This window comes from Bacillus sp. 1A (assembly GCF_052682215.1).
Map to the genome: position 1 here is coordinate 3,482,782 of NZ_JBQYLZ010000001.1, position 19,716 is coordinate 3,502,497.

A 19,716-nucleotide genomic window follows, 5' to 3' on the forward strand; every position below is an offset into this window, starting at 1 on the left:
AGGCAGTTCTATTAAATTATTAATCATATTCATTGAAAATTATGCGTAAGAATATAGTAAATGAAGGGAGATATAAAATGAATAAAGTGAAACTGAAAGTATTTAATATAAAGTATGTAATGATATGTATTTTATTCACCATTATATGTATTCTCACTTCATTCTTCATTTCTAGTAATTCAAACGTATTTAAATCGTATTATATTAATCAGTTATTGGGAACGAATTCTACTAAAGGTCTTATGTATATGATAGGAAGTGAAAATCGTTATTTTGCAGAAGAATTTCATAAAGAAAAAGGACGAGCGTCTTTGGAATCTTTTTTGCTTTCACTTTCTACAAATATTAATGTAAATGATCTCCGAAGTTTATTAACTCGAGAACTTCCTAATATGAATCAATTTTATTCGGAAATATTAATTGCTGGAGAGGGAACGGATTATACGAACATTCCCGAAGAATCTAGTGTTCCTTTAGAGAATATTAAAAATAAAGGTACTGCTATAAAACACCCAAAGAGTGAGAAAGAAAACAATTCAAATACACAAAATAACAGTGAAAATAAGGTTTTTATTTATCATACACATAGTTGGGAGTCGTTTATTCCTCTCATTCCAGGTGCCACTATACCCGATGATGCTTCTAGTACAAATAATGAAGTGAATATTACGTTTGTTGGAAACTATTTAAAACAAAAGTTAGAAGAAAAAGGAATAGGTGTTTCACATGATACGACAAATATGAGGGATTTTCTGCGAAATAAAAATTTAAATTGGGCCCAATCTTACAAAGGATCCCGTCAAATATTACAAGATAAATTAGCACAAGATAAAAATATTATGTTTCCAATGGACCTTCATAGGGACGATGCGCGAAAAAATACTACAACAAAAAATATTAACGGAAAGAATTATGCTCGGCTCTATTTTATTTTAGGACGAGAAAATCCTAACTTTGAAAAAAATAAAAAAATAGTAACAGCAATAAATTCATATTTAGATGAAAAATATTACGGTTTAAGCCGAGGGATTTTTATTAAAGATCGTAAAAGCGGAAACGGAGTATATAATCAAGATCTATCCCCCAATGCATTACTTATTGAAATGGGAGGGGTAGATAATACACCAGAAGAGTTGTATGCTTCCGTTGACGCATTAGTAGAAGCATTTAGCCACTATTATAATGAAGTAACTAAGAAAAATAACTAAAATAAAAAGGAGTGACACCTAGTCAGAAATTCTAGGGGGTTACTCCTTTTTTGTAGAATGTAAAATTACCAATAAATAGTATTAGTTGAAAAAAATCTTTCTTTTCATTCTTCTTTTTATAGTTTTATAGGAGAATACTATGCTTCTTATTTCACCTACTGTATAATAAGAAAAAAGCAAGAAAAGAGGTCATCTCATGCTAGAGGTTATTGCAACATGTTTAGAAGATGTGAAACGAATTGAACGAGCTGGCGGGAAGCGAATTGAATTAATTACATCTTATACAGAAGGTGGTTTAACACCGAGTTATGCTTTTATTAAAAAAGCGGTAGAAGCAGTACATATACCGATTCACGTTATGATTCGTCCGCATGCGAAGTCTTTTACATATACGGAAGAAGAAATTGAAATGATGAAAGAGGATATTGTAGTTGCTCAAAATCTTGGAGTAGCTGGTGTTGTATTAGGTGTATTAAATGAAAAAAATGAAGTGGATGAAGAGAAACTAGCAGATTTACTATCTGTTGTAGATGGAATAAATGTAACGTACCACCGTGCGATAGATGATATAGAAAATCCAGTAGAAGCGATGAGAACTTTAAAGAAGTTTCATAAAGTGACTCACGTTTTAACTTCAGGTGGACAAGGAAATATAGTGGATAATATCCCAGTGCTTACAGATATGCAAAAGGTAAGTGATGGCCAAATTCAGCTTGTAGTTGGAGCTGGTGTGACGAAAGAAAATATAAAGAAATTGCTAGATGAAACTGGAATTTCGCAAGCTCATGTCGGTACAGCGGTAAGAGAAGGGAAATCATGTTTTTCTGAAATTGATCTTAATTTAGTGCAAGAATTAGTTCAAATCATACAATAAACACGTAAGAAAGAGGAGAAACGATGAAGGAAAATACGAAGAAAGAATTATTCTCATGGGCTAAAACGATAGGGTTTACCCTTGTCCTAATTGCTATTATTCGCGGTGTTTTATTTACACCCTCATTAGTACAAGGTGAATCGATGATGCCCACTTTAGAAAATAACGAACGAGTTCTAGTGAATAAGATCGGTTATAGTATAAGTGGATTAGATCGCTTTGATATTATCGTCTTCCACGGAAAAGAAGGGTACGATTTAGTAAAACGAGTAGTTGGTTTACCAGGCGATACAGTGGAGTATAAAAACGATGTTTTATATGTAAACGGAAAAGCGATGGAAGAACCATATTTAAAAGAGTTTAAAGAAAAAGCAGCAGGCCGTGTATTAACTCCAGACTTTACGTTAGAACAAATCACAGGAAAAACGAAAGTGCCAGAAGGCCAAGTGTTTGTTTTAGGGGATAATCGTGAAGTTTCTAAAGATGGTCGTATGTTTGGATTTATTTCAGAAGATGAAATTGTCGGAAAAGGCCAAGCTGTTTTCTGGCCGTTGAAACAAGTAAGAACGTTATAAAACAAAAAGTATGGAAGAAATATTCTTCCATACTTTTTTTGTACCTTATTTATATGTTTGGCTTGGCTATAACTTGAACTTTTGAAAGAGAACCATCATTATTTCTAAAATTGATCTTGTATTCACCTTCAGGAAGCCAATCACTCCAGTTTATACTAAATTCACTTATCGCTTGTTCCCCTGGTTTTAAAGTCCCGTCAATCATCCAAGAACCTTTAGCATTATATAAAGTGTAACTAAAAGGAGAATCACCAATATTTTTTACAAGAACGCTTAAGTCATCTCCATGAGAGTAGTAAAAGCCAGAAATACTTGATCCGAAAAAGGCAACATTTCCGTCAGTTATTGCATGGCGTTGATCAATTTGAGAGCTAATATTAGTTCCTTCATCTGCCGCAAATGTCACATTATAACCTATACAAACAGACAACATAATAGCAGGAATCACTAGTAGCTTTTTCAAAAGAAACACTCCTTATATTTTGTTTTACATATATAATAATAATTGAAATATATTGGGCATGTAATCGTTTGATGTAAAAATTTACAAATGCATTTAATTATTTATGTTTTTTACATTACTGACAAAATATATCGGGTCATGTACTTAAAAAAATATTGATAGAATTAAAAGAATATTTTATAATTTTAAATTATATGTTTGTTTCGAAAAACGGAATTTAAGTTCCGAAATTCGGAACAAGAGGGAGATAGAATGAGTATAAATAAAACGGCAGTTAAAACAATGGATATTTTAGAGTTGTTTTATGAGCATGACGAGCTCAGTTTAACAGAGATGGTTCAGCTTACGAGTATGCCGAAAACATCTGTTTATCGTTTAATTGGATCGTTAGAAGAAATGGAGTTTTTACAAAAAAACGAAAAGGGGAAATATCATTTAGGAGTCGTATTTTTACGGTTCGGTCAACTTGTTTCACAAAGATTATCTGTAAGAAATATTGCGATTCCATATATGAAAGAGCTTAGAAATAGTTTAGGGCAGGCAGTTAATTTAATTATTCAAGATGGTAATGACGCGATTTATGTGGAAAAGATGGAAGGCGTTCAGCCTGTACGAGTGTATACAGCGGTTGGAAGAAGAGCACCGCTTTATGCTGGCGCATGTCCGAGAATTTTACTTTCGTATTTCTCTGAGGAAGAGAAACGGAAATACATAGAGGAAACAGATTTAAAACAGTTTGCAGATGGAACAATTGTGGATAAGGAACAATTGCTAGAAGTGTTACAAATGGCGAAAAAGGAAGGACACACAATTAGTTACTCTGAGTTAGAAAATCATACAGCGGCTATAGCAGCGCCCATTTTTGCAAGCGATGGAACGGTTGTAGCAGGTATTAGTATTTCAGGATTAGCAATTGAGTACAGCGAAAGTAATATTTCATATTTTATTGCGAAGGTGAAGGAAACAGCACATCGCATTTCGAAAGAACTCGGCTTTTTGGCATAGAAAGAGGGAGTGGGATGAAATTTTCTGCGTTAGGGGATCAAGCAATTATTGTTACATTTGGTGAAGAAATCGGGATGGATACTTACGAAAAAGTGCAACGACTATTTCAAGCACTGCAGCAACATCCGTTTGCAGGAATGATTGAATGCGTTCCATCGTTTACTTCATTAGCCGTTTACTACAATTTGTATGAAGTATGGAAGGGAAATGATAGAAAGATAAGACCGTATGATTACGTATGCCAATACATAACTGGAATATTAGATACGTATAAGGAAGAGCTGAAACGAGATGTGAAACATATTTCTATACCCGTTTGTTACGGGGGCGAATATGGACCTGATTTAGAAGAGGTGGCACATTATCACGGTTTACAAGTAGAAGATGTGATTCGCATACATAGTGAAACAACATATTTTGTGTATATGTTAGGATTTACACCAGGATTCCCGTATTTAGGAGGACTATCAAAAGAACTAGAAACACCTAGAAAAGAAATACCGCGGTTACAAATTGCTCCTGGTTCAGTAGGAATTGGCGGAAATCAAACAGGTATTTATCCGCTTGAAACACCAGGAGGATGGAATATTATCGGCCGAACTCCTATTTCGTTATTTAATCCAGAAGAAGAAACACCAACCTATATTCAAAGTGGTATGTATTTACGATTTATCCCGATAACGAAGGAAGAGTACGTATCACTTGAGGGGGCTAAAGAATGGATGTAGAGGTTTTGCATGCGGGAATGTTTACAACAGTCCAAGATTTAGGACGATCTCATTATCAACAATACGGTGTACCAGTTGGCGGGGCTATGGATCAAAGTGCACTTCGGATGATCAATATGTTAGTCGGTAATGAAGAGAATGAAGCGGGACTCGAAATGACGATTATGGGACCGAAATTGTTAATAAAGAAAACGACGTTACTCGCAATTGGTGGAGCAAATATGGAGCCGTTACTGAATGGGAAGCGTATTCCATTATGGCGTCCCATTTTAGCGGAAGAAGGTAGCATGCTTTGTTTTGGGAAAGTGAAAAACGGTTGCAGAGCGTATGTGACTTTTGCAGGTGGTATACATATTGATCATACGATGGGAAGCAAAAGTACTTATATACGTGCTGCGATTGGTGGTATTGAGGGAAGAATGCTGAAAAAAGGAGATTATTTTCAAATTGGTACCCACTCAGAAATAGCGAGTCGTTTCATTCAAGACTTACAAAAGGAGGAGCAAATCAAAACGAAATGGGCAATTAGCAAAAGCGTACTGCCAAAGTATAAGAAGTACCCTAAGCTTCGCGTTATAACTGATTTTGAATATGATCAATTTACAGAAGAAAGTATACAGGCATTTTTTACGAAAGAATATAAAGTATCTAATTACGCTGACCGTATGGGCTATAGAGTTGAAGGAGAAGTTTTAAATAGAGTGGAAGAAAAAGAAATTTTATCGAGTCCGGTTACATTTGGGACCATTCAAGTTCCTAATGGAGGACAGCCGATTATATTAATGGCAGATAGGCAAACGACAGGTGGCTATCCGAGAATGGGAAATATTATTTCAGTAGATTTACCACTTCTTGCTCAGTTAAAACCGGGAGACTATGTTTCATTTGAGAAAATTACGCTTGAAGAAGCGGAACAATTGTACATAGAACAAGAAGTAAATATGAATCTATTAAAGAAATTCATCACTTTACGAAGTTGACATTAGGAGGGAAATACCGTGACGACAATCGATTTAAACTGTGATTTAGGAGAAGGTTTTGGAGCTTATAAAATGGGGAATGATGATGAAATTCTTCCGTTCGTTTCCTCTATAAACGTTGCTTGTGGTTTTCATGCGGGTGATCCGACTGTAATGAGGAAAACGGTCGAAAAGGCACTGCAGCATAACGTAGCAATTGGTGCGCATCCTGGTTTTCCTGATTTAATCGGATTTGGAAGAAGAAACATGAATGTTTCAGCAAGTGAAGTATACGATTACGTTTTATATCAAATCGGTGCATTAGATGCTTTTGTGAAAGCGGCAGGCGGGAAAATGCATCATGTAAAACCGCACGGTGCTTTATATAATATGGCAGCAACTAATTTAGAAATTACAAATGCAATCACAAAGGCAATTTCTCATGTGAATCCAACTCTATTACTTTACGGATTAGCAAATAGCGAGGCGTTTATACAGGCTGCAGAAAAATACAATGTAACTCTTGTACAAGAAGCTTTTGCAGATCGTACGTATAAGCAAGATGGAACGTTGACAAGTCGTACAGAAGAAAATGCGCTCATAAAAAATGAAGACGAAGCGATAAAGCAAGTGCTTCAAATGGTGAAAGAAGGCTATGTAAGAGCGGTGAGCGGAGAGAAAGTAGCAGTTCAAGCACAAACAATTTGTTTACATGGTGATGGAGAGAAAGCAGTCCAATTTGCGGAAAAAATATACAGAACATTCGAACTTAATGGTATTTCTATTTGTGCACCGAAATAAAAAATAGGGGGAAGTGCTGGAATGATTAAATTAATCGGGATACTACTTGTTGCGGTTGGGTTTTTATTTAGGCTAAATACACTATTAGTCGTTATGGTTGCTGGTATTGTTACTGGTATGGTTTCAGGGTTAAGCTTTTATGATGTGATCAGCATGTTCGGTAAATTTTTCATAGAAAATAGATATATGTCTATGCCGATTATATTAACTTTACCGGTAATCGGAATTTTAGAGCGTTACGGTTTAAAAGAAAGAGCAGAAGCACTTATAACGAAATCTAAAGGTGCAACAACTGGAAGAGTATTAATGTCATATTTTACGATAAGAGAATCATCAGCAGCACTGGGGCTGAACATTGGTGGTCATGCGCAAACAGTAAGACCGCTCGTTGCACCGATGGCAGAAGGGGCTGCGCAAGGTAAATACGGTAAACTTCCTGAAAAATTAAGAGAGAAGATTAAAGCAAACGCAGCGGCTGCGGAAAATACAGCTTGGTTTTTCGGAGAAGACATTTTTATCGCAACTGGCGCCATTTTATTAATGAAAGGATTCTTCGATTCAGTAGGTATGCATGTCGGTGTATGGGATATGGCACTTTGGGGTATTCCAACTGCAATATCTGCACTTATCGTGAGCTGGATTAGGTTTAGAAGGTTTGATAAATATATAGAGAAAACAATGAAGACAGAAGGAAAAGAAGAGAAGGAGGCAATATAATATGAACATCATAACTATGGATACAATCTATTATGTATTAGGTATAATCGTTGCATTTATCGCTGTTCGTATTGCGTTTGATCGTGAGCATCCAAATCGATTTGGTTCTAGCTTATTTTGGGCATTGTTTGCAGTTACATTTTTATTTGGAAATGTAATTCCTTCGTTTTACGTTGGTTGTATTGTGCTTGCTATGGTCGTGTTAGCTTCATTAAATAAAGTAACAAAATCAGAGGAGAAAGAAGTTCCAGTACAAGAACGTGTGAAACATGCGGAGAAATTAAAAAATAAAATTTTTATGCCTGCACTATTAATTCCTATTTTTACAATTATCGGTACGTTAACGTTAGGGAAGATTAAATGGGGGAATGTATCCCTTGTTGATCCAGATAAAGTCACATTAGTTGCATTAGCACTTGGGGCACTACTTGCATTCATTGCGGCGATGCGTATTACGAAATCGAAAATAATAACGCCTGTTCAAGAAGGAAGCAGACTATTACAAGCTGTCGGCTGGGCTGTCATTTTACCACAAATGTTAGCAGCACTTGGCGGTATTTTCGCGAAGTCTGGTGTTGGCCAAGTCGTTTCTGATTTAGTCGGCCAAGTATTACCGACAGAGTATCCGTTCGTTGCTGTTATGGCGTATTGTTTAGGAATGATGCTCTTTACAGTCGTAATGGGAAATGCATTCGCAGCATTTGCCGTTATTACTGGCGGAATTGGTTTACCTTTAATTGTGCAAATGCACGGAGGAAACCCCGCGATTATGGCAGCGCTCGGTATGTTTGCTGGATATTGCGGAACGCTACTAACGCCAATGGCAGCAAACTTTAATATCGTTCCGGCGATGCTTTTAGAATTAAAAGATAAAAATGCAGTTATTAAAGCACAAGTACCAATTGCTCTTTCAATCTTTATCATAAATATGTTTATTATGTACGGCTTAGTATATCGTTTCTAATTAGGAGGGTAAAACTATGAAAACAGTATTATTAACAGGATTTGATCCGTTCGGCGGAGAAAGCATCAACCCAGCTTGGGAAGTAGCAAAAAGTTTACATGAAAAAACAATTGGAGAGTACAAGATTATTAGTAAACAAGTACCAACTGTATTCCAAAAATCAATCAGTGTATTAAAAGAGTATATAGAAGAACTAAACCCTGAAATGATTATATGTATTGGACAAGCTGGAGGCAGACCAGATATTACGATAGAGCGTGTCGCAATTAATGTTGATGATGCAAGAATTGCTGACAATGAAGGGAATCAGCCGGTAGATGTACCGGTTGTAGAAGAAGGACCAGCTGCCTATTGGTCTACACTTCCGATGAAAGCAATTGTAAAAAGACTGCAAAAAGAAAGTATACCAGCTTCCGTTTCACAAACAGCAGGTACATTCGTTTGTAATCATTTATTCTACGGTCTCATGCATGAACTAGAGAAACTCGATAAGAAAATAAAAGGCGGATTTATTCATATTCCGTTCTTACCAGAACAAGCGAGTAACTATCCAGGCCAACCGAGCATGTCACTTTCTACGATTAGTAAAGGGATAGAATTGGCAGTTGAGGTAACGACGACAGTTGATGTGGATATTGTTGAAATTGGGGGTACGACGCATTAAATAAATCGAATCGTACGACACCTCCTGTAAACAACTGGTATAATAAGTATAGGAAAATACATAGAGGTGATTTTTGTGCAACAATTTAAAGAAGTGCGTTCAATTTTAGAAAAAGCGAAGAAAATTACAGTGTTAACAGGCGCTGGTGCAAGTACGGAAAGTGGTATCCCAGATTTCCGTTCAGCAAATGGATTGTATGCTGATGCGAATGTGGAGATGTATTTATCAAGAGGATATTATAATAGAAGTCCGAAAGAATTTTGGAAGCATTATAAAGAAATCTTTCAAATTAATACGTTTCATCAATATAAACCAAATCGTGGCCATCGCTTTTTAGCTAAATTAGAAGAACAAGGGAAAGACATTACGATTTTAACGCAAAATATTGACGGTTTACATCAATTAGGCGGTAGTAAGCATGTCATTGATTTACATGGAACACTTCAAACAGCACATTGTCCGAAGTGTAAAGCGGGATATGATTTGCAGTATATGATTGATCATGAAGTGCCTCGCTGCGGAAAGTGTAATTTCATTTTAAATCCAGACGTTGTTTTATACGGAGATACATTGCCGCAATATCAAAATGCGATAACACGTTTATATGAAACAGATGTACTTATCGTTATGGGAACGTCATTAAAAGTACAACCCGTCGCTTCATTCCCGCAAATCGCAAAGAGGGAAATAGGGGCAACGACCATTTTAGTAAATGAAGAGTTAACAGGGCAAGAATATAACTTTGATTTTGTTTTTCAAAATAAGATTGGTGAATTTGTTGAAGGGTTAGCTTCAATTAAATAAGTTATCGAAAAAACTGAGGTATTCACCTCAGTTTTTTATTTGGGTAATCACTACTTAAGCCTTATGAAAACATGTCGATAATGTAGTAACCACATCCCTATAACCTATAAAAAAGTGTTTCGTAGGTAAAATGGCAGAGTAAGAAGTAATATTATCTGTAGCGAATACACAGTCATCATAAAGTAAGCTAATGTGTAGCTGTTGTAAAGGTTCTATTTGGTTTTGTTTTACGTATAAAACTAAATCATTGTAAAGTTGATGACTATACTCACTTACAGACCATTCTAATGAAAGCTGACCTGCAACGCTAGTCCACCATACTTTAAAACTACATGTTAACTCTTTGAAGGATTCCTCATTACATAAATGAGTGTCAAAAAGCTTCTCATAAAAGATATGATTTTCTTCATAAAAAATTTGTAAATCATATTTGTCGTTAGCAATTTGTTTGCGAAGTGTATGCCATAATTCTTTGAAATTTGTTTCAAAGTCAGGTGAGAAATGTAATGTTTTTGGTATGTAAGGAAAGCGTAAAGCTCCTTTTTTCTCTTTTTGATTGAGATACATATTTTGAATATAAATCATAAAGTTTAAACAATATGACGTATTGGTATATATTGTAAATGAGTCTGTCATTTCATTTTCTCCTTAGTAATGTCTTTTATTATTAGTATACAAATAAATGTAAATGAATGGTATGAAAAAACAATGGAATACAATCTTTCTTTTAGAATAACATTCATGTTATTCCTTAATAAGGGAATGGTAATAAATAGGTCATAAAATTAAAATACTGAAAATTAAATCTTTTATTTCTTTAGTAATTAATATAAAATTCTATATATATCATATAAATAAATTTGATACATAATGGTTCTATGTAGAAATGTTAATAGAATGAAGCGAGGGAGCGAAATGAGACAGAAAAAGGAGCAGAAGAAACAATCGAAAAAGAAAAAGACTCATATTCCTTTTCGATTAAATGTACTATTTTTTATCGTCTTTCTTTTATTTTCAGCTATTATAATTCAATTAGGTAAAGTACAAATCATTGATGGAGAAACGTATAGAAATGAAGTGAACAAAAAGGAAGATGTAACGGTAAGCACACCTGTTCCTAGAGGGAAAATGTTTGATCGGGTAGGTCAAGTGATTGTAAATAACAAACCGCTACGAACCGTTACATATACGAAAATGAAAGGAGTAGATTCGAAAGAAGTTTTACAAGTAGCAAGAAACTTAGCCCAGCTAATTGAAATGTCGCCAGAAGATATAAATAAGTTGACAGAAACAGATAAAAAAGATTTTTGGATGCAGTTAAATGAAAAACGAGCAGCAGAAAAAGTGACGAAAGAAGATGAGAGTACATTTAGGAAGCAAGAGATAGAAGGGAAAGAATTAGATAAAAAAGTTGAAGAGTTGCGCCGTGAAAGAATTACGCTAGAAGAATTAAGCGAACTATCAAAAGAGGATTTAGAAGTACTAGCAATTAAAAGTAGGATGAATGCGGGATATAAAATGACGCCGCAAATTGTTAAAAAAGATGTAAGTCAAAATGAATATGCAATCGTAAGTGAAAGATTGGCAAGTTTGCCAGGAGTGGATACGACAGTGGATTGGGAACGTGAATACCCAAATGATAAAATACTTCGTTCCATACTTGGTAGCGTTTCTACTGAAAATGAGGGCTTGCCGAGAGAACAGTTAGATTATTATTTAGTGCGTGATTATAACCGAAATGATCGCATTGGTAAGAGTTACATCGAGAAACAGTACGAAGATGCATTACATGGAACGAAAGAACAGTCTAAAAATATTACGGATAAAGCGGGAAATATTATTCGGACGGAAAAAGTGACTGAAGGAAAAAGTGGAAATAATTTAATGTTAACAGTAGATATGGAGTTACAGAAAAAAGTAGAGGAAAGTCTTGAAAAGAATTTACGAGCATTTCATTCTGCAGAGCCGATGATGGATCGCGCGTTCGTTGTAATGATGAACCCAAAAAACGGCCAAATTTTATCAATGGCAGGAAAGAAAATTGTAAATAAAGATGGCGGAATGCAAATAGAAGACTTCGCTTTAGGAACGATGACAAGTTCTTATGAGTTAGGGTCAACTGTGAAAGGGGCTACGTTATTAGCCGGATATCAAACTGAAACAATTAAGCCGTATACGCATTTCTTTGATGCACCAATGTATTTTAAAGGAAGTACTAAGCCGAAGAAATCGTGGAAAGACTTTGGTGATATTGATGATTTAAGAGCTTTACAAGTTTCATCAAACGTTTATATGTTTAATACAGCTTTAAAAATGGCAGGTATAAATTATGTGCCAAACAATCCGTTAGATATTAAAAAAGAGACATTTAATAAAATGCGCTACTACTTTAGACAGTTTGGCTTAGGGGTACCGACTGGAATTGACTTGCCGAATGAATCGATTGGTCAAATGGGTAGAACGGATAACATACCTGGTTTTTTACTTGATTACGCGATTGGACAGTACGATACATATACGCCGCTTCAACTTGCTCAATATATGTCAACAATTGCAAACGGCGGCTACCGAATGAAACCACAAATTGTGCAAGAAGTGAGAGAGCAACCACATAGACCAGAGGATGTTGGAAAAGTTGTTCGGTCTATTGAACCAGTTATTTTAAATCGAGTGGATATGGACACTTCATACATTAATCATGTAAAAGAAGGATTTAGAAGAGTTTTTCAAGAAACTGACGGAACAGGTACGGCAACGTTTAAAGGATTACCATATAAACCAGCTGGAAAAACAGGAACAGCTGAAACTGTATACGGTGGAGAAAGTGATATTGGAAGAGATGAAAATAATAACCGGAAAAAATGTTATAATTTAACTCTTGCCGGTTATGCACCATATGATGCTGATCCGGAAGTAGCTTTTTCAGTTGTTGTACCTTGGGTGAATGATGACAAATCAGGAATTAATTCCGCGATTGGTAAAGAGATTTTGGATGCGTATTTTGAATTGAAAACGAAAAGAGCGGGTGGAAATCCAGTCCCAGTAGAACAGCCGAACAAGGCCCAGTAAAAATAGTATCACTGCATGGAGACATATTGTGCAGTGATATATTTTTTGAGTTAAAAAGCGTTTAAATAAGGTGGGAATGGATATGAAACAGGAGATTAAAAGAGGCTGGGAGAAATACATACTCTTCGTGTTTGTTTTGGTAGTAGCCTATCATTCTTTTACTTTATGTAAAGTGGAAGGGAAATCGATGCAACCGACTTTATATGAAGAAGACTACGTATTTGTAAATAAAGCAGCAGTACATTTTTCTAATTTAGAGCACGGAGAAATTGTCATTATAAAGGAAGAGGATGAGTCGAAATATTATGTAAAACGAGTAATAGGACTTCCTGGTGACGTAATTAACATAACGAATGGATCAGTATATGTGAATGATAAAAAGCAAGAAGAACCATATACAAATAAAGATTTATTCAATAATACGCAAGTGTTTTATAATTTTCAAAAGACAAAAATCCCGCCAAATAAGTTATTTGTAATGGGAGATAATCGTGAACTTAGTAGAGATAGTCGAAACGGCTTAGGATATATTGAAGAAGATAATATAATAGGCAAAGTAGCATTTGTATATTATCCTTTTTCAAAAATGAAGATCATAGAATAAGTGGGGTTATATACAACCCCACTTATTAAAGTTTCACTTTACCCCGCTATTTGCCGGGCAGTAAGACCCCCACCTCAAAATTTAGCTATGCAAAGGAGTTAGGTGGGAGATCAACTGCCCGTAAAAGCCCGATTGGTTCAACTAATAATACGTGGGGGATGAACCTTCCCACGTATTAAAGTTTCACTTTATCTTCTTTAAAAAACCTTTTGGGTTAAATGATATGAAGAACTTATGTTTAGATTCATCGATTATGAAGTTGTTGTTTTTAGCTAAAAACTCTTCTACAGCTTCCATTGGGCCAGGGCCCCAATCGGGAGAGAGGGGATTACCATTAATACTTGTATCTTCTACAATCAAGTAACTGCCTTTTGTTACAATAGATTTGTAAAGTAAAAGTTCTTTTGAGACATGCTCTTTACTATGATCAGAATCTAAAATAACTAAAATCACATCATCAGGTTTGCGCATACTTAAAATTGTTTGGACGGCCTGTACAGAAACAGAAGAAGCTGTTACATACGTAATTCGGTCATGAGATGGACGATTTGGTTGAGGGAATATATCGATAGTAAGTACATGACCTTTTCCAATTAAATCTAACATAGAAGCTAAATATAGTGCGCTACCACCATAGAACGTTCCACATTCAATAATTAAATCGGGTTTTAATTCGTGAATGATCTCTTGGTACAAAAAAAGGTCAGAGGGAAGTTTACAGATTGGAACCCCGAGCCAGTGTGTATCATGTAACCAAACGTTGCTGTCGTAATAAAGTTTTAGAAATTTATTGCTTATAGTATCGATGTTAATTCTCCTTTCTAAAAAGGATTCTTTCGCTTTACGTAAAGTGCTTACGTATGAAAGTTGTACTATATATTATGTAGTAAGGAATTGTAAGGCGAGTGTTTTTACTTAAAAATAAGCTAAATAACTCATGTGTAAATGAAAGGAAATGGACGGATGTACAAATACACAATTTGTTTCATTAGAAAAGGAAATGAAATACTTTTATTGAATAGAAATAAAAAGCCAAATATGGGAATGTGGAATGGTGTCGGAGGAAAAATAGAAGAGAATGAAACGCCATATGAAGGAATTATTAGAGAAACGCTTGAGGAAACGGGAATAGAGCTTCCAAGTGTAACATATAAGGGGAATGTTATTTTTAAAGATAAAGACGAGTCTAGGCATAATGAGGGAATGTATGTGTTTCTTGCTGATTTACAAGATGGAGTACATATGAATACACCATTAAGTACGGCGGAAGGATTATTAGAATGGAAAGAAATTGATTGGATATTGAATTATGATAATAGAGGTGTAGTTAGCAATTTACAAAAATACTTACCGATAATATTAAAAGAAGAAAATAAGTTGGAACATATATTCACATATGATAACCGGAATATTATTCATTACACAACTGCATGTTTAATGGAAGATGATGTGAACAAACGGTATGAAAAACAACTTGTTTCTCAATAGAAAAATATGGAAACAATCAATCTTATACTCTAATAGATAATATTTTATAGAGCAATCAGCATTATTATGTTGATTGCTTTCATTTTATATGCGAGATGATGAAATGTTCCAGAAATATATTTCATTAGGCATAATCGTCATATGTACGATGCTCCTTTTTGTAGCTAGTTTGAAAAGTGATAAAAAACTGCAAGACATTCAAAAAGTAGATTATCTTGTTTCCTATTCAAATGTAATGAAAGATGGTGGTTATATAAATGCGTATGAGTAGTACTTTATATGCTACAATTTACTATAAGTGAGGAAGGAAGGTGTCTTATGAAAATATCTGTTTATGTTGCAAGTGCATTTAGTAAGGATCATAAAGGGGGAAATAAAGCAGGAGTGGTATTTATGGAGAATACATTGACCACTACTCAAAAAATGGCAATAGCCAAACAACTGGGCTATGCGGAAACTGCATTTATATCAGAGTCCGAAATTGCTGATTATAAATTTGAGTATTTTACACCAAAAGAGGAAGTTGATTTATGTGGTCATGCCACAATTGGCTCTTTCGCGATACTGATGCATGTAAATAAACTTTTCAAGAATCGCTATACGATTGAAACGAACAGCGGTGTTCTTACTATTACCATAAAAGATGACATCATATTCATGGAACAAAACGAACCGATATTCTATGATGTTATATCTCCAAATGAGTTTATCGACTGCTTTGACATTAAAGATATAGACAATACATACCCAATTCAAATTGTCTCCACGGGCTTAAAAGATATTTTAATTCCTATAAAAAGCGAAACACAATTACATATAATGCAACCTAATTTTGAAAAAATTAAAGAAATCAGCAAGTATTATAATGTTGTCGGGATGCATCTATATACTTTTAATGAGAATCGAATTATATGCAGAAACTTTGCTCCGCTATACGATATCAATGAAGAAGCAGCGACTGGAACTTCAAACGGTGCATTAGCTTGCTACCTTTATGAACAGCGCTACTTACAAAAAGAAGTTTATGTATTTGAACAAGGTTATTCTTTACACTCGCCTTCCGAAATATTAGTTAAATTAGCAACCGATAGCGAGAATAAAATAGAAAAAGTTTATGTTGGTGGCAAAGGCTATTACTGTGAAACGAAGTGTTTAAATATAGAAAATATTGAGTGAAAATAAAAAAAGAGATGGTAGATCCATCTCTTTTTCATATGCTCCATGATTAACCGCGAATCGCTTTAATCATAAAACGATGTTGCTTCACATCAAAATATCCTTTTTGCAAGATGATCTCATGTATACGATATAATTCCTCATAGTAACCTTCGACAGTAAAATCAGGAATTTGCCACGGAACTGCTTTTAAATAATAGACGATCGCACCAATGTCATAAAAACGTTGAAAAGGGAACTCTTCTTTTGCTTCTAAAATAGTAAATCCATTTTCCTCTAACTGACTACATGCCGTTTCAAGCGACCAACTTGCAAATTCGCTATTTAGCGGCGGGCTAAACTGCTCATTTAGTTCCGCACAATCGAGACCACCAACTTGTTGTGTAAGGAAAATTCCATTTGGAGAAAGGATTCTGTTTACCTCAGAGGCAGCATATGATTCATGCTGATTTATCATTAAATCAAACTGACCATCTTGAAATGGTAAAGCAGTATCATCCGTTACCTCTATAACTGTAACCCCTAAAGGTTCTAATTTCTTCCGAGCAATTGGCACGTTTGGAGCATAGCCCTCAGTCGCAAAAATAGTTGATGGGAACGGTTGTAACATAGATAAAAATTCTCCGCCGCCAGTGCCCATATCGAGCATTGATTCTGTATGCTGCATAAGTTGAAAAGCAGTGCTGCCGTACGACCACGATAAAGGCTCGCTCTTCATTCGACCAGTTTCTGAAATGAAAGAAAAATCCCAGCCGCTAAAATTTGTATTAGCACTTTCTAATAAAGTTAAAAATAATGGATCACGTTTCATAATTGTATCCTCCTATTTTGTAAGTAAATGATATGATGAGAAAAGAAAAAAGGAGGACCTCTTATTAAAATGGAACGGTTTTACGTTTCATGTTCGAATAGATTCATATAAATTCGCTCCTTGTGAGAATGGTTATTTATATATTCGGGATAATCGAGTGGAAATCCTTTGAAGTTAGTAGGGAAGGTAGTTGTTTAATGGAAAACTGGATAGAGTTTACGGACAAAGAGAATGATCAAATTTGGGACAAGATATATAGTGAACTTGATTTTTCACCAAGTGTTTCTATATTTCCATCATTTATGGTGCCAAGTCCTTTTGTTACATATAATATTTCTCATTACTTTGGGGAGTCGATAAACGATCTGGAAAGTAAAGCGTTACAAGCTTTTCAAGAAATTACAGCATCGAATGAATATATCATGGCACTGGATTGGCAACATGAGTGTTATTGGGTGAATCCACATGTAGAGTTTGAAAGAAATGAATTTGATGAGTGGATGATACCTGTATTTCCAAATGGAGATTACTACTTCTTTATTCAGAAAGACTTTAAGTGGGGCTATTTAGGCCAACCTTGGGAAGAGAGTATAACGATATTTGGAAAAGAACTTATAGAAAGCTTTGAACGAAATAAGCCGGAAATGTTTCGAAATATTTTAAGGCAAGGGTAATGGTTGAAAGAGGAAAACCGTTTATATTTCATTTTTGAAGCATAAGCGGTTTTCTTTAAAATACTTAAAAAGAAAAAACTTTTGGCAAAGCATCACTTTTTATCACCGTTCTTAACCCATGTTTTATAATCCAAGGGTTAATCGGATGTTGTTTATCACGTAACTGCTGCAACCATTGAAAAAAGAGTTCTTTATCTTCTTTCTTAATGTCGTTAATATGATTGGCTACTGATAAAAACAAATTTTATTTTTTAATCGACAACCCATAAACTAAAGTCTCACTCGGAGTCGTAATACTAAAACCTGTCGTTTTATAATCAAGTGTCACCGTATCACCAGTGTAGTCTTTCGTAAATGAATCCATTTGTACAATAAAATCAGCATCTTCATATACAACATCATCTGCATCATATGTATCCCAAATTAAATCAACATCAACGAAAATACTGCAAGAGTTTGTCATTGTTCCTCTAATGCGAATGATTTTTTTGTCTTCACGTTCTAATCTATGTATAGCTGCTTTTGCTTCATCAGTAATGCGAATGTCTTTATGTATATTTCCTTTATTATTGCAAAAACAGGAGGAATAGGGAAGGGAGAAGCATTGGAATAAAAAACGAGCAAACATATTTGTTTGCTCGTTTCACTTTATTTCAATTCACATTTATCAAGTGGGATCACTTTTGTTTTCTTCGTAAATTTATATCCTAACCATAGTACTAAGAAGAGTGGTAAACCGATGTAAGAAACGAGTACACCGTTCCAATCGATTGCTTCGCCCATAAATGCGCCGTAGTTTTGTCCTAAAATTACGATGACACAAAGTGCAAATGCGAAGATTGGACCGAACGGGAACCATTTTGCTCTATATGGTAAGTCTTTTAAATCTTTACCTTGAGCGATATATGCTTTACGGAAACGGTAATGACTAATTGCAATTCCGACCCATGCGATAAAGCCAGACATTCCAGATGCGTTTAATAACCAAATGTATACAACACCGTCACCGAATAAAGAAGCAATGAAAGCGATACTACCGACAATCGATGTTACGATTAATGCGTTAACAGGTACACCGCGGCTATCTAATTTACCAAGAAACTTCGGTGCTTTTCCTTGGCGAGCTAAGTCCCAAAGCATACGAGTTGATGCATACATACCAGAGTTACCAGCAGACAGTACTGCCGTTAAAATAACAGCGTTCATAACAGAAGCAGCAAAGGCAACGCCTGCTTTTTCAAAAATAAGTGTAAATGGACTTACTGTAACATCACTTGCGGCAAGGCTTTCAGTTGTATAAGGAATTAATAAACCGATAACGAGAATCGCAAGGATATAGAATAAAAGAATACGCCAAAAGATTGAGCGAATTGCTTTTGGAATGTTGCGCTCTGGATCAGCAGTTTCACCAGCGGCTACTCCTAATAATTCAGTTCCTTGGAAGGAGAACCCAGCAGCCATAAATACACCGATAATTGCCATAATGCCGCCATTAAATGGTGCATCTGCAACAGTGAAGTTTTTAAAGCCAACAGATTCGCCGCCCATAATTCCGAAAATCATCATGAAGCCGACAATTAAAAAGATAATAATAGTAACTACTTTAATAAGTGCGAACCAATATTCAGATTCACCAAACCCTTTAACAGATAAATAGTTTAAAAGGAAAATAATAGCTAAACATAATCCACTCCAAATAAGAGAAGGGGTATCTGGGAACCAAAATTTCATAATTAATGTTACAGCAGCGAGTTCAGCAGCAATTGTAATGGCCCAGTTATACCAATAGTTCCATCCAAGTGCAAAGCCAAGGGACGGATCAACAAATTTTGTTGCATAAGTACTAAAAGATCCAGTAACAGGCATGTAAGCTGCGAGTTCAGCTAAGCTTGTCATTAAGAAATACACCATAATTCCAATTGCGGCGTATGCGATTAGTGCACCGCCAGGACCAGCTGAATGGATGACACCACCGCTGGCAAGAAATAGTCCGGTACCGATTGTACCACCGAGAGAAATCATTGTAAGGTGACGAGATTTTAATCCGCGTTTTAATTCACCTTGTCCTTGTGTAGTTTGCGTTTTAGAGGTAGCTTGATTCGTTGCGCTATTCATGTTCAACACTCCTTTTC

Annotated in this window: 23 protein-coding genes and 1 pseudogene; 17 read left to right on the top strand and 7 right to left on the bottom strand. The window is 35.3% G+C overall.

Annotated features, from left to right (window positions below; translation table 11 throughout):
- The first annotated feature begins 77 nt into the window (after positions 1-77).
- From spoIIP to lepB (ACUN0F_RS17775), 3 genes are all read left to right on the top strand, one after another.
- Positions 78-1,208, top strand: a complete 1,131-nt coding sequence (spoIIP, locus tag ACUN0F_RS17765) for a stage II sporulation protein P (RefSeq protein ID WP_264462216.1) — start codon at positions 78-80, stop codon at positions 1,206-1,208.
- A gap of 196 nt (positions 1,209-1,404) precedes the next feature.
- The gene (locus ACUN0F_RS17770; protein WP_445539834.1) at positions 1,405-2,082 is read left to right on the top strand and encodes a copper homeostasis protein CutC; all 678 of its coding nucleotides are present in this window, start codon (positions 1,405-1,407) and stop codon (positions 2,080-2,082) included.
- A gap of 23 nt (positions 2,083-2,105) precedes the next feature.
- Positions 2,106-2,657, top strand: coding sequence for a signal peptidase I (lepB, locus tag ACUN0F_RS17775; RefSeq protein ID WP_264462214.1), 552 nt, complete (start codon positions 2,106-2,108; stop codon positions 2,655-2,657).
- Positions 2,658-2,706: 49 nt separating this feature from the next.
- Here lepB (ACUN0F_RS17775) and ACUN0F_RS17780 read toward each other — a convergent pair whose 3' ends face one another.
- Positions 2,707-3,120 carry a hypothetical protein gene (locus tag ACUN0F_RS17780; RefSeq protein WP_445539835.1) on the bottom strand — a complete coding sequence of 138 codons (414 nt, stop codon included), beginning with the start codon at positions 3,118-3,120 and terminating at the stop codon, positions 2,707-2,709.
- A 252-nt stretch (positions 3,121-3,372) separates the two neighbouring features.
- On the opposite strand from ACUN0F_RS17780, the gene ACUN0F_RS17785 reads away from it, so the two are divergent.
- From ACUN0F_RS17785 to ACUN0F_RS17820, 8 genes are all read left to right on the top strand, one after another.
- On the top strand, positions 3,373-4,125 hold the full coding sequence (locus tag ACUN0F_RS17785) for an IclR family transcriptional regulator (RefSeq protein ID WP_264462212.1): 753 nt from the start codon (positions 3,373-3,375) through the stop codon (positions 4,123-4,125).
- Between the two features lie 14 nt (positions 4,126-4,139).
- The gene (gene pxpB, locus ACUN0F_RS17790) at positions 4,140-4,853 is read left to right on the top strand and encodes a 5-oxoprolinase subunit PxpB (protein ID WP_264462211.1); all 714 of its coding nucleotides are present in this window, start codon (positions 4,140-4,142) and stop codon (positions 4,851-4,853) included.
- The gene (locus ACUN0F_RS17795; RefSeq protein ID WP_445539836.1) at positions 4,844-5,833 is read left to right on the top strand and encodes a 5-oxoprolinase subunit C family protein; all 990 of its coding nucleotides are present in this window, start codon (positions 4,844-4,846) and stop codon (positions 5,831-5,833) included. Before pxpB ends, ACUN0F_RS17795 begins: the two co-directional genes overlap by 10 nt.
- A gap of 18 nt (positions 5,834-5,851) precedes the next feature.
- Positions 5,852-6,613 carry a 5-oxoprolinase subunit PxpA gene (gene pxpA / locus ACUN0F_RS17800; RefSeq protein WP_327964085.1) on the top strand — a complete coding sequence of 254 codons (762 nt, stop codon included), beginning with the start codon at positions 5,852-5,854 and terminating at the stop codon, positions 6,611-6,613.
- Positions 6,614-6,634: 21 nt separating this feature from the next.
- A complete protein-coding gene (locus ACUN0F_RS17805) occupies positions 6,635-7,330 on the top strand; it encodes a DUF969 domain-containing protein (protein ID WP_000593393.1) in 696 nt (231 codons plus the stop codon).
- 1 nt (position 7,331) lies between these two features.
- On the top strand, positions 7,332-8,294 hold the full coding sequence (locus tag ACUN0F_RS17810; RefSeq protein ID WP_445539837.1) for a DUF979 domain-containing protein: 963 nt from the start codon (positions 7,332-7,334) through the stop codon (positions 8,292-8,294).
- Positions 8,295-8,310: 16 nt separating this feature from the next.
- The gene (pcp, locus tag ACUN0F_RS17815; RefSeq protein WP_445539838.1) at positions 8,311-8,958 is read left to right on the top strand and encodes a pyroglutamyl-peptidase I; all 648 of its coding nucleotides are present in this window, start codon (positions 8,311-8,313) and stop codon (positions 8,956-8,958) included.
- A gap of 75 nt (positions 8,959-9,033) precedes the next feature.
- Positions 9,034-9,762 (top strand): NAD-dependent protein deacylase, encoded by a 729-nt coding sequence (locus ACUN0F_RS17820; protein WP_445539839.1) that lies wholly within the window; start codon positions 9,034-9,036, stop codon positions 9,760-9,762.
- 54 nt (positions 9,763-9,816) lie between these two features.
- Here the strand turns inward: ACUN0F_RS17820 and ACUN0F_RS17825 are convergent, their stop codons facing one another.
- Positions 9,817-10,398 (bottom strand): hypothetical protein, encoded by a 582-nt coding sequence (locus ACUN0F_RS17825; RefSeq protein WP_445539840.1) that lies wholly within the window; start codon positions 10,396-10,398, stop codon positions 9,817-9,819.
- Between the two features lie 279 nt (positions 10,399-10,677).
- On the opposite strand from ACUN0F_RS17825, the gene ACUN0F_RS17830 reads away from it, so the two are divergent.
- Positions 10,678-12,831: a penicillin-binding transpeptidase domain-containing protein gene (locus ACUN0F_RS17830; RefSeq protein WP_445539841.1), complete on the top strand. Its 2,154-nt coding sequence runs from the start codon at positions 10,678-10,680 to the stop codon at positions 12,829-12,831.
- Positions 12,832-12,913: 82 nt separating this feature from the next.
- Positions 12,914-13,435 (top strand): signal peptidase I, encoded by a 522-nt coding sequence (lepB, locus tag ACUN0F_RS17835; protein ID WP_445539842.1) that lies wholly within the window; start codon positions 12,914-12,916, stop codon positions 13,433-13,435.
- Positions 13,436-13,618: 183 nt separating this feature from the next.
- On the opposite strand, the gene ACUN0F_RS17840 is transcribed toward lepB (ACUN0F_RS17835), so the two are convergent.
- Entirely contained in the window at positions 13,619-14,242 is a 624-nt protein-coding gene (locus tag ACUN0F_RS17840) for a cephalosporin hydroxylase family protein (RefSeq protein WP_264462250.1), read from the bottom strand.
- Between the two features lie 156 nt (positions 14,243-14,398).
- Here ACUN0F_RS17840 and ACUN0F_RS17845 point away from each other — a divergent pair, with 156 nt between their 5' ends.
- The 3 genes from ACUN0F_RS17845 (at position 14,399) to ACUN0F_RS17855 (ending at position 16,099) form a co-directional block, all read left to right on the top strand.
- Complete coding sequence (locus tag ACUN0F_RS17845; protein ID WP_445539843.1) at positions 14,399-14,923, top strand: NUDIX hydrolase; 525 nt, start codon at positions 14,399-14,401, stop codon at positions 14,921-14,923.
- Between the two features lie 103 nt (positions 14,924-15,026).
- Positions 15,027-15,194, top strand: coding sequence for a hypothetical protein (locus ACUN0F_RS17850; RefSeq protein WP_264462204.1), 168 nt, complete (start codon positions 15,027-15,029; stop codon positions 15,192-15,194).
- 47 nt (positions 15,195-15,241) lie between these two features.
- Positions 15,242-16,099 (top strand): PhzF family phenazine biosynthesis protein, encoded by an 858-nt coding sequence (locus ACUN0F_RS17855; protein ID WP_264462203.1) that lies wholly within the window; start codon positions 15,242-15,244, stop codon positions 16,097-16,099.
- Positions 16,100-16,148: 49 nt separating this feature from the next.
- Here the strand turns inward: ACUN0F_RS17855 and ACUN0F_RS17860 are convergent, their stop codons facing one another.
- Positions 16,149-16,910, bottom strand: a complete 762-nt coding sequence (locus tag ACUN0F_RS17860) for a class I SAM-dependent methyltransferase (RefSeq protein ID WP_264462202.1) — start codon at positions 16,908-16,910, stop codon at positions 16,149-16,151.
- 197 nt (positions 16,911-17,107) lie between these two features.
- Between ACUN0F_RS17860 and ACUN0F_RS17865 the strand changes: the two genes are divergently transcribed.
- Positions 17,108-17,584 carry a DUF2716 domain-containing protein gene (locus ACUN0F_RS17865; RefSeq protein ID WP_264462201.1) on the top strand — a complete coding sequence of 159 codons (477 nt, stop codon included), beginning with the start codon at positions 17,108-17,110 and terminating at the stop codon, positions 17,582-17,584.
- 64 nt (positions 17,585-17,648) lie between these two features.
- Here ACUN0F_RS17865 and ACUN0F_RS17870 read toward each other — a convergent pair.
- The 3 genes and pseudogenes from ACUN0F_RS17870 to ACUN0F_RS17880 all read right to left on the bottom strand — a co-directional run.
- Positions 17,649-17,816: pseudogene (locus ACUN0F_RS17870) on the bottom strand (DNA alkylation repair protein); the annotation flags it as partial.
- Between the two features lie 12 nt (positions 17,817-17,828).
- Positions 17,829-18,212 carry an iron-sulfur cluster biosynthesis family protein gene (locus tag ACUN0F_RS17875; RefSeq protein ID WP_445539844.1) on the bottom strand — a complete coding sequence of 128 codons (384 nt, stop codon included), beginning with the start codon at positions 18,210-18,212 and terminating at the stop codon, positions 17,829-17,831.
- Positions 18,213-18,232: 20 nt separating this feature from the next.
- Positions 18,233-19,699 (bottom strand): amino acid permease, encoded by a 1,467-nt coding sequence (locus ACUN0F_RS17880; protein ID WP_001083377.1) that lies wholly within the window; start codon positions 19,697-19,699, stop codon positions 18,233-18,235.
- Positions 19,700-19,716 lie beyond the last annotated feature (17 nt).